At 37.4% G+C, this 10,500-nt stretch carries 14 protein-coding genes, 2 tRNA genes and 1 pseudogene; all 17 read right to left on the reverse strand.

The window, feature by feature from the left end; genetic code table 11:
- Positions 1-77 precede the first annotated feature (77 nt).
- On the reverse strand, positions 78-605 hold the full coding sequence (locus Q8Q95_00630; protein ID MDP3764114.1) for a hypothetical protein: 528 nt from the start codon (positions 603-605) through the stop codon (positions 78-80).
- 401 nt (positions 606-1,006) lie between these two features.
- Entirely contained in the window at positions 1,007-1,204 is a 198-nt protein-coding gene (locus tag Q8Q95_00635; GenBank protein ID MDP3764115.1) for a hypothetical protein, read from the reverse strand.
- 245 nt (positions 1,205-1,449) lie between these two features.
- Complete coding sequence (locus tag Q8Q95_00640; GenBank protein ID MDP3764116.1) at positions 1,450-1,689, reverse strand: hypothetical protein; 240 nt, start codon at positions 1,687-1,689, stop codon at positions 1,450-1,452.
- A gap of 153 nt (positions 1,690-1,842) precedes the next feature.
- Entirely contained in the window at positions 1,843-2,850 is a 1,008-nt protein-coding gene (locus Q8Q95_00645) for a glyceraldehyde 3-phosphate dehydrogenase NAD-binding domain-containing protein (GenBank protein ID MDP3764117.1), read from the reverse strand.
- A 14-nt stretch (positions 2,851-2,864) separates the two neighbouring features.
- A complete protein-coding gene (locus Q8Q95_00650; GenBank protein MDP3764118.1) occupies positions 2,865-3,806 on the reverse strand; it encodes an FAD-dependent oxidoreductase in 942 nt (313 codons plus the stop codon).
- A gap of 3 nt (positions 3,807-3,809) precedes the next feature.
- The gene (locus tag Q8Q95_00655; protein MDP3764119.1) at positions 3,810-4,043 is read right to left on the reverse strand and encodes a glutaredoxin domain-containing protein; all 234 of its coding nucleotides are present in this window, start codon (positions 4,041-4,043) and stop codon (positions 3,810-3,812) included.
- 37 nt (positions 4,044-4,080) lie between these two features.
- On the reverse strand, positions 4,081-5,079 hold the full coding sequence (gene mltG / locus Q8Q95_00660; protein ID MDP3764120.1) for an endolytic transglycosylase MltG: 999 nt from the start codon (positions 5,077-5,079) through the stop codon (positions 4,081-4,083).
- Positions 5,080-5,088: 9 nt separating this feature from the next.
- Positions 5,089-5,161 (reverse strand) — tRNA-Trp (locus Q8Q95_00665).
- A 3-nt stretch (positions 5,162-5,164) separates the two neighbouring features.
- On the reverse strand, positions 5,165-5,845 hold the full coding sequence (locus Q8Q95_00670; GenBank protein ID MDP3764121.1) for a hypothetical protein: 681 nt from the start codon (positions 5,843-5,845) through the stop codon (positions 5,165-5,167).
- Positions 5,846-5,891: 46 nt separating this feature from the next.
- On the reverse strand, positions 5,892-6,047 hold the full coding sequence (gene rpmG, locus Q8Q95_00675; protein MDP3764122.1) for a 50S ribosomal protein L33: 156 nt from the start codon (positions 6,045-6,047) through the stop codon (positions 5,892-5,894).
- Between the two features lie 82 nt (positions 6,048-6,129).
- A complete protein-coding gene (locus Q8Q95_00680) occupies positions 6,130-6,576 on the reverse strand; it encodes a hypothetical protein (protein MDP3764123.1) in 447 nt (148 codons plus the stop codon).
- Between the two features lie 14 nt (positions 6,577-6,590).
- Positions 6,591-6,662: transfer RNA gene (locus Q8Q95_00685), tRNA-Thr, on the reverse strand.
- A gap of 148 nt (positions 6,663-6,810) precedes the next feature.
- A complete protein-coding gene (locus Q8Q95_00690; GenBank protein MDP3764124.1) occupies positions 6,811-7,647 on the reverse strand; it encodes a hypothetical protein in 837 nt (278 codons plus the stop codon).
- 3 nt (positions 7,648-7,650) lie between these two features.
- Positions 7,651-8,229 carry a hypothetical protein gene (locus Q8Q95_00695; protein ID MDP3764125.1) on the reverse strand — a complete coding sequence of 193 codons (579 nt, stop codon included), beginning with the start codon at positions 8,227-8,229 and terminating at the stop codon, positions 7,651-7,653.
- A gap of 5 nt (positions 8,230-8,234) precedes the next feature.
- Complete coding sequence (locus tag Q8Q95_00700) at positions 8,235-8,462, reverse strand: hypothetical protein (protein MDP3764126.1); 228 nt, start codon at positions 8,460-8,462, stop codon at positions 8,235-8,237.
- A gap of 12 nt (positions 8,463-8,474) precedes the next feature.
- Positions 8,475-9,227: a hypothetical protein gene (locus tag Q8Q95_00705; GenBank protein ID MDP3764127.1), complete on the reverse strand. Its 753-nt coding sequence runs from the start codon at positions 9,225-9,227 to the stop codon at positions 8,475-8,477.
- A gap of 520 nt (positions 9,228-9,747) precedes the next feature.
- Positions 9,748-9,921 (reverse strand): annotated as a pseudogene (locus tag Q8Q95_00710) (DUF3387 domain-containing protein).
- Positions 9,922-10,500 lie beyond the last annotated feature (579 nt).

Consider the following 10,500-nt stretch of genomic DNA (forward strand, 5'->3'; position numbering starts at 1 on the left):
ACATATCCTAATAAAAAATATGTTAACAATTTCCATACGATCGTATAATGTTTGTTAACATAAAAATGTAAATAAAATTAAATAGTTTCTAAACTACCTAGTTTATTGATACTAACAATTTGAACCTTATTCTTTAACTTCAAGTTATCCAATAATACTATAAAACCTTCAGGCAAAGGTCTATAACCCATCCAGACACTTTTTTGTAATTGTCTATATCCGCAAGCGATTAACTCAAGTCGAACCAAATCACGTTTTTTCCTTTCCAACTCTGGAATATCAAACATTACCAGCCTGGCCACACCATCTTCCTTTGGCAAACCAAGATCAACCACATTAAACGAATCTCTGCCTTGTTGGGTTATTGACCATAGTGACTTTTTGCGTGAACCCGTCCTACTAACCAATCCTTGTTTTTTTAGGCGGGAAAGTATAACGGAGAAAGTTCGGGAAGAAAATTCATAACCTGTTGGCAACCCCAAAACTTGCCGCCATATTTTGCCTTCGATGCGACTTTTAGGAAATATTGCTTCAAGAGTCAGCTCACCAGCTTCTTGAAACTTTTCCAATATGAGATGCGTTAAAGATGTTTTTCTTTCTGACATAAGCCCTAATTAGATGTAAACCCTACTTGGTCTTGATATTTTGATGTTATCTTTATGTTAACACTTATTTCACGATCGTTGAATAGTTGTTAACATAAAGTAATAGTAATAAATAATGGAGGAAAGAGGAGTGCCTAAGGCAAAATATAAACAGACAAGTGAACGTTTTGAGAAAATAAAAATCCCGCTAGTGAATTTCCGATTTGCATCTATTAAATAAAATAAACCACTTGTCCACTTTTAAGGCGATCACATTAAAAGTGGATTTATTAAACTTTATTAAACACCGAGTGTTCATTAAAAAAGCCCCCGACTTTCGCCGAGAGCCGTATCGAGATTGAACATTGATAGTTATTAAAAAAGCGCTACGACTTTTTTGTCGCAACGCCTTATATCACAAATCAAGTGAAAAACTCTTGGATTTCTTCTTTGATGCCTTTCTCTTTCAACCAACGGCGGAAGAGAGGTAATGGTCCAAACCGTAGAGGATATCCTCCTTGATAATTTTCCCTGTTGCCTTGAATCTTAGCGAATCCAAAATGTTCAGTACTAGGTTCGCAAAACAAGGTGTATCCTGCGCATGTTGCTTTCTTTTTCATACCACATACCTCCTATGGTTTTCCAAACCATGCATCTGGATCCAGCATGCGGTTGGTCATCATATTACTGTAACTAGCACGACCACTAGCTACCTGTGCACGCTCTTCCGGGGACATCTCATTTTCCACTTTGGCCCAAGCAGCATGCACAGAGCAGAGTTCCACAGGCTCAAAATTCTTATTGAGCTTGCAACCGCAAGTAGACACATACACACTCCGTTTCACATCAACCTCCTTGATTTAGGTCAGATTTGCCGTCGAACGTATTGTGGCATGAAAACCGCCATCACCCCGATCACTATTGGGATGAAGTAGACCACCCACGCTTCCCAGGGCGAATGACCCATCGCGGTATTCAGAGCTATGATTACCGCGATAGCAGTTTCTTCAGACCGTCCCTGCACCACCAGCAACCTGTCGGCGCAGATGATGTAGATTTGGACGATCATGAGTAACGCTCCGAGAATCCGAGCGTAGGTTCTCATTTTTTCACCTCCTTCTTTGGGGACTAGTTGTTAGGGTACCATCCTTTTTTGATGTCTACATCATAGCATATCGCCCCATATATTGTCAATAGCGAGTATCAAACAGCTAAAAAACGGCCTAAATAAGCCGTTTTTTAAAAGATACTAAACTGGCTATAGCAGACCCTTTAAATTCAAAATATGTTTTATCAAACTACCACAATAGCCCCATTCGTTGTCGTACCAAGCCAGAACTTTAACCATATCGCCACCCACAACTTTGGTGTGAGTTAAATCGGCGATGGAGGCGTGAGGGTTTTTGATTATGTCAGACGAGACTAACGGCTCTTCGCTAACCGTAAAAATTCCCTGCCATTTTGGTTGCTTGGCGGCTTTGCGTAAAATATCGTTAATTTCCTCAACTGTTGTTCGGCGTCCTGCTACAAAAGTTAAGTCGGCCAGTGAGCCAACTATAACTGGCACACGAACTGCTATGGCTTCGAAAATATCTTTAAGCCATGGTTGCGAACGTATAACCGCATCAGCCGCGCCGGTGTGCGATGGCACAATATTTTGCGCGGCGGCTCTGCCACGTAAAAAATCTTTTCCGCCCCCCGGCCCATCCACTAAACTTTGGCTGGCCGTATAAGCGTGAGCGGTATTTAGCATCGCTTTTCTAATTCCGGGATTGACTTGCAAAATATCTAAAACCGGTACAACAGCGTTTGTAGTGCACGAAGCGTCCGAAGTTATCCGGTTCAACTCACGAGTCAATTTATCGTTATTAGAACCTGCCAAAATATGTGGCGTATTGGCGTCGGCTGGAGAAGTTATAACAACTCTTTTTGCCCCAGCATCTAAATGTGCCTTAGCTTTTTCCGAAGTATTAAAAACTCCAGTCGATTCCACCACAATATCTATATTTAAATCCTGCCAAGGTAATTTTGCCGGATCCTTTTCGCTAAAAACAAAAATATTATGGCTATCTACCACCAATTGATTACTACGAACATCAACAGTTTTTTCATATTCCCCATAAATAGTATCTCGGCGCAAAAGATAGGCTAAATTTTTTATATCACCCAGATCGTTTATGGCCACAATTTCTATTTCGGAATTATTAAAAGCCTGGCGAAAAAAACTTCGCCCTATTCTGCCAAAGCCATTTATAGCAAGCCTCATGCTGTAATTATACCCTAATGGTTCCTGTTGAGGTAATCAACAGCCGACAATAGAGCGGATACTCCCTGCCCCGCCGCAATAACTATCTGCTTATAGGGAATATTGGTTACGTCTCCCGCGGCAAATAGACCAGCAATATTAGTTTCGCCACGCAAGTTAACTTTTATTTGTTTAGTTTCATCTAATTCCACACCCGAAACAAATGAACTATTTGGTATTTGGCCAATATGCACAAAAATACCCTTAACTTCTATTTTTTTAGTCTCACCCGATTTATTTTTATATTCTAGGGCACTTACAAAACTGTCTCCTAAAACAGCCGAGGTCATAGCTTCGTAAACGATTTCTATTTTAGAGTTTTTAGAAACTTTGTCTATTAAGACCTGTTCTCCTTTAAAATATGAATTTTTATTTATAAGATAAACCTGGCTGGCAATTTCCGAAAGCATTATGGCTGATTCTAAAGCAGAATTACCTCCACCTACTGTGGCTACAATTTGACCCGAGAAAAGCGGGCCATCACAAACCGTACAATAAGAAACACCTTTATTTCTAAATTCTTTTTCGCCACTAATATTCAACTCACGAGAATGTACGCCCGTAGCCACCAAAACAGACTTAGCTTTTTCTTGGAAAACCGAGCCATCTGGGTTTTTGCCCGAAATTAAAAAACAATTGTTTTCTTTCCCACCTTCTGGGCGGACAAGTTTAATTTCGCTAACCCATTTGCCATCTTCTATCACCACATTGTTGGCCTTAGCATGTTCTTTAAACCTATCCGAGAGCTCCAAACCATCGGTATGTATAATACCGGGCCAGTTTTCTATTTCGCCCGAAGTTGCCACTTCACCACCCACATCCGCGCTTATTATTTTAAAATTCAAACGGCGCCTCGCGGCGTATATGGAAGCCGAAAGGCCAGCCGCCGAAGCGCCAATAATTATTAGATCGAACATAAATTATTTTAAACCTAAAAGCTGAGAAATTTTCGCCCTATCAAAACCAATAATTATTTTCCCATCTATATCTGTAACCGGCACACCTAATTGGCCAGTCTTTTGTATCATTTCCTCCCTAGCCTTAGCATCAGAAAAAACATCTAAATCTTGAAATTCAATATTATGCTCTCTTAAAAATTCCTTTTCGGCGTGGCAATAGGCGCAGGTTGGAGTTGAATAAATTTTTATATTCATCTGTAGATTATAAACCCTACGGGGCTTTTGAGTCTAGCTAACGATATTTAGCCTTAGCTAAATTATGTTCTTCAAAAGTAACAGAAAAAACTGTGGTTTTATCGGAACGTTTAGAAAGATAATAAAGATAATTGGATTTTTCTGGATACAGCGCGGCCTGCAAAGACACCAGCCCAGGGTTAGAAATTGGTGTGGGCGGTAAAATATTGTTTTTATACGTATTATATAAAGAATCTAGAGTATCAATATCCGATCTTTTTATGGGACGGCCTAGTTCGTAAACCAGCGTGGCGTCAACCTGAAGCGGCATACCTATGCTTAACCTTTTCCATAATACACCCGAAGCTATGGGCATATCGCTTGGCAAAACTTCTTCTTCTAAAATTGAGGCCATTTTTAAAACATCATAAAACTTTTTTCCAGAAACATCCCTTATATCTTTGGTTTTAGCATCAAACCTGTTTAACATCTTTATAACAATTTCTTGGGCATTGGCATCTTTAGAAAATCTGTAAGTATCGGGAAATAAGAAACCCTCTAGCGTATCATTTTTGGCCGGCGACAATTTGAGCCAATCAAAAGTCTCTGCTAAAGAAACAGCCTTAATTCTTGTTAGATCTTCAGCATCTTTAAAACCAGCTTCTTTTAATCTTTCGGTTATACCTTTTAAAGTTAGGCCTTCGGGAATAATAACAACTACCTCATCGCTGCCAAAAAGTGCTTCACCATTTTCTATTCTTGTTAAAATTTGGCGTAAATTTAAACCGGGTTCAAAAATATATTGCCCCGCTTTTAATGCAGCGTAACTGCCTCTATATATGGACGATACTATAAAAGAAAGCTTGCTTTTAATAATCCCAGCGGCTTCCAAATTACCAGCAATCTCTAATAAATTTTCGCCTTTATTAATAGCTATTTCTTTTTTACCATCTAAAAATTGAGGCGAAATAATTCTAGAAATTATATAAAAAGAAAAAAGAGTTAATGCTATTAACCCAAATATAATTAACCTAATATGTTTTAAATTTTTAAACATCACTTAAGGCACGGGCGGCAGGTCTCGAACCTGCAACCTCTTGTTTTGGAGACAAGCGCTCTACCAATTGAGCTACGCCCGTAAATTATTTGATTGCAACTGCCCCTTGTTTTATAAAAAAGGCCTGTGCCGTGGCTAAAAGCTGACGAGCCACCTCAACACTATGATACCTAACGGACACACAACCATTATAACCTTCTTTTATTCTCTTGCCAGTATTTGGCTTATTAAACGGTTTAATGAATTGTTTTAAAGGAATATCGGTTATATTTGACCAGAAATTCAACTGTCTATTTACATTGTGATATTCATGTAAATGAACACAAATTCTAAACTTTTCAGCGTCTATCTTAAATGATTTTCTAAACAAGTTTAAGAAAACTTTTACTAGCTGTGGATCCGAATTTGTAAAACGTACTCCAGAGTAATGATCTTTTCCTCCCTCGCACCAATAAATTAATGAGCAAAAAAGTCTTAATAAATTGGTATTATCTACATTTATAGTATCAACTTCATCGGTTGCTTTGGAGAGTAAAGAATTTATAATCCTTTGTGTTCTTGCCTTCTTGTTTTTTGCCGATGTAATTACTCCTAATCTAACCTTATTTAAAAGACGCAATTTTGATTTATCAGATAAATTCACATCTCGTACCCATTCCGAAACTCTACCCTTAGAAACACTCAGCTTATTATGAATCTCGCTTATAGAATAGCCCCTAGTACGCAGAGATAAAGCTTTTTCTTTTATCTTAATTGAATATGCCATAAAGGTTACATAACCTATTATAGCAGATTAATATTAAGAAACAAAACTACTTATTCTCCTTATGAGGGGTCTGCTTTCTGCACCATTTGCAACGCTTTTTAAGTTCTATCTTTTTTGTAACCTTCTTTTTATTCTTTCGTGTCCAATAATTGATACGTTTACAAATTGTGCAAGCTAATTTTATTAAACTTTCTTGACTCATATATAACCGACACTAATTACGAATAGACACGAACCTACGAATTTTATTTGGTCATTCGAGTGCATTCGCGTATTGGTGTCGCTTAGTTAACTTTAATCCATTTTCCGACCGTTTGATTATATTCCATAACTTCCTGTGGCTTATCTTTAAACCTATCTTCACCTGCTAATAAAGTATAACCCAAAGCCCCTGGCTCAAAAAATCCTATTATTTTGTAATCTGGCGTCGAACCTATTTTCTTTTCTAGCGAAAGTAAAAAAGCTCTGGTAATATGGCCATCTTCATATTCAACATAGACATTATTTTCGTTTACAAAACGAAATCTAGTTACACTCCACTTGCCATCTGATACAGGCTTATCTGGCGCAATTTCGTTTATTTTTTCGGTAAAAAATTTTATAACATCACTTCGGTTAAGCGTATAATCACTGCCTCTCGCCTGTTGAAAAATTAAAACACCAACAAAGAAAACAAAAACACAAAATGAAGCTAACAAAACTGCATTTGTTCTATTAAATTTTTTGTCCATATTTTTCTTATCTGAGCCACCTCTCGGATTTGAACCGAGGACCTTCACTTTACAAAAGTGTTGCTCTACCGCTGAGCTAAGGTGGCGTTGATTTCTGTATTGGTGCCGAGGGTTGGAAGCTATACGAACCTGTATAATAGAACAAAAACTACTAGAACGCCATAGAATTATGGAAATTGCCTCAAGCTCTTAGTTAATACGCTTTTAGCCTCTTAAAGGTCTATAACAGCCATTCTAATCATTCCACTTTAGCCATTCGTCCGTCCAGTAGACATTAGCTATTGTTTGGTCAGAAATTTGTTTGAAAGTGGAAGCGGAATATTTTATGATATAGGTTTTCTCGTGACCAAGAAACCCGTTTAGTGGATCTTCAGTTGCGGATTCGCCGACTAAAAATGTACCATTCTTAACATCGTAATATACAAATCCATTCCTGCCCTCAAATGTCTTTACCTCTCGTAATGTGCCATCTGGTTCTATCTTAAATAGCGTGAATACTTGTGTGAATCCGTCAGCGTTTGCAATGTTATATCTCAACCAAAATGCCAAAGGGTACTCTTCTAATTTATATCTATAATCAGGCATTATACTCCAAACATAGAGGATATTTGCGAATGGCTGATAGGAAGATATATCTTTTGTCCATGATTTTTTACTATTACCATCTGATAGTTTAAGCACTATTGGCTTTGTGCCATCAGAAACAAGTAGTCTAGCTGATTGGTTTTCTTTTACATACCAGTCTTGTGTAGTAAGTGTGCTTGATAAGGTTACCCTGTTATATTCTGACGATTCACCAGCAAGCTCAATGCTTCTTATTTGGCCTTCTGGTATTTTTTCATATACCTCATCACTGCTGAATCCGTACAGTTTGTTGGGTCCAAACACAAACCATTCAACAAAGCCGAGCGAATAATCTGAAGGCAATATTGATGTTGGGTTAGGGTTTAAATCTACTTCTGTAGTGCCCGTAGCCGCCTCTCCCGCAGATTTTTTATAGCTATCCACTGCATACCAAACTAAACCCGCTAAAAGAATACAGATTATAACGATAATGGCTTTGTTTTTCATATTTTAATCTAGTGCTTTTTCGGCTTCCTCTTTTGCTAAATTAGCTATTTCAATAAATTTTTTACAATCGGGACTGTTTTCGTGCATCGTTTCGTAATAGTTATCAGTGTGGTCTACGGCCAACATACACCATCTGTAAAGAGCAAAATTTATTAAACTGATATTACTAGCAAGTCCATCGTAATAAACCTTAATAACAAGTCGATTTATCCCTAAACCAGTTTCAAGAGAATCAATAGAAAAATTAATACCTTTTTGATTTTTCTTATCTTCTGAATCCAATGATATCTGTATCCATGAAAACCATATAACCATTGCTTGATACAGTAAATTAAACCTATTTTCATTTAAATTATTAACGTCATTCATAAAAATACCAGAATCGGGGTGAAACAACGCATGATTCATTATTTTTGCAAAAGCACTTGCCTGAAGCAAAAAACCAAGCTTAGCAGCAAGTCCTAATCGTTGATCCTGCGGCAAATTTTTTAGATCTAAAGCTATTTTCTCTAATCTGGATTCATAATTACCTTCTATCTTTTTTCTTAAAGAGTTTATTTTAAAATTAGAAAATATACCCATAAAATTTATTTAAACAAAGAATATATGAAAATAATTACTACTGGAATAAAAGTCCACATGAGCCGTACTGCGGTAGCAGTAGAAAACATCCCTGTTTTATTTTGTTCCTGTTGTTCGTCTGGAAGAACGGAGTAACTTAATACTAAAAGAATAACAACTATTGAAAGCCATGTAACACTTCCCCATAAACGATACACTGTTACTGCTCCTAAAATCCATATGATTATTTGCATGTTTGTTAATGATTAATAATTTAATAAATATGATCCAAAATAGGCACTAGCGACTGCCCAAACAGTGGTGTAATTTAGTACAAGATCAGAGTCTTGGTTGGCAAGGTTATACCAATTATCACCATTATTGGAATACATATCTGGACGGAAATCTTTATTAGTATCTGCTAAAATAATGTGATCAGTTATAACTTCTGTGGCACGGTTCTTAGATGTACCCTCAAAAAACAGTGTCGTGCCATCTGACGATAGTTTCCACTTATTAGTTGTAATATAAACATCATCGGAATGTCCGGCAAAATATTGTGTAGTTATTGTTTGATCAGGAGCATCGTGAATTTGCCCAACCATTTTATTAACAATATCCTCAAAAGAAGTATCTAGAGGAGTATACTGACATTTCTGCTGTTGCACAGATAGAGCATCTGTAAGTATGCATCCATTCGGATATGCCGCTGTTATAACCCGTGACTGAGTTCCATCTGTTGTACAAAGAGACCAACGAGTATAATCAAAACTCTTACAAACGAAATCTGTGGAAGGAGATGGTGGCAGAGCTGGTGGTATTGGTTGTTGCAAAACAAAGGGCTTTGGCGGAGATGGTTGTAATATTAGTGCAGTATTTTTTGTTAACTTTTCTTTTTCTTGAAGAACTGCTAAATCTTTTTGGCTTTCTTGATTATAAAAATAATTGTTTATTTTTATACCTCCAAAAATAAGCAGCATAAAAATACCAGCAATAAAAATCTTATATTTAGATTCCATATTCTTTGTTTTTCATATTTTATAGTTGAGTGATTCGAACTATTAGAAATATTAAACCTCCCACAATTCCCCAAATTGCCATCGCTTTTGGAGTATCTTCTTTAATTGCATTTACTACACCCCAAATTCCTAGTACTAGAGCTACAAGAGGAAAGATTGAGAATTCCCATAGGAATATTGATAAGAATGCGAATACTCCTGCTATTGTTCCCACTGTGTTTTTTGTCATAATTTTTTAATTATTTATTAATAAATTCCACTAAATAAAAAGCCAACCTTTTTAGGGCTAGCGTGTAGCTTTTAAACCACAAAACCACACGCTAGCTAGATCTTGCGATCCTATATCCTTTCGGGTATAGCCCAATGACGAGTTGCTGAACGTGTGGTTCAGTGTCGTCATTGGGTCTTAATCTAGCCATGCCTTTATTTCTAAAGGTTTAGGCTACTTTTTATTAAATTGTTTTATTTCTTGTTCACATATTACCAAATTGTTAACTAACACAAAAGCATTAGCCTTTTATTATTTCCCATCTCCGCTCCAATCTTTACATAAAACCTCTGCTTGCTCTAGAACCGTCTTGGTAGCTAATTCTTGCTTATCTGGCGGATATTTATATTTATTTAACAGTTTTTTTACCAAAACCCGAAGCTTGGCTTGAACATTCTGTTTAAGTGTCCAATCAATAGAAGTATTCAAAAAATACTTACTTCTTGCAAAAGCCGAAAACAAAGCGTTCGAACCTAAAAATAGTGAGGCAAACAAAGACAAAACCGAGGTTTTTGCCTCGGTCTGTCCTACTCTGTGCGGCGGGCAGGATTCCGCTTCGCTAGAACCTATCGTCCTTCATTATCATTCAGGACTCTTTAAAACCCTTCGGTTTTAATATTTCCGCCACGGGAAAACAAATGTTTTCCCGACCCCTTTCACAGGTTCGAATCTTAACCCATAAAATAAATTTGCCCATCTAAAGATGGCTAAATTTATTTGTGTCTCTATTGTACCAAACTCGCACCTATTTCCAAAACAAAGTGAGGTAATGACTTCGCACGCTCCGCGTGCGTGGTGAAGCAAAACTGAAGCGTACGCTCGGGGAAAGCCCCCCGCACTGGCGAGTACGCCAGCAACCCCGAAAGAAAAAACACTCCTTGCATTTCTGATTTGGCGGGGGTGAAATTTCTTTTGAAAAAGGAAAGGGTGTTTTTCTTTCGGGGTTCTGCCCTCCAAGTATTCGGGCAGTGCGTGGGGCTTCAATGCGGACGAAGTTTTGGCAAA

The organism is bacterium (assembly GCA_030697795.1).
In the GTDB taxonomy this organism is placed as follows: domain Bacteria; phylum Patescibacteriota; class Minisyncoccia; order JACQLN01; family JACQLN01; genus JACQLN01.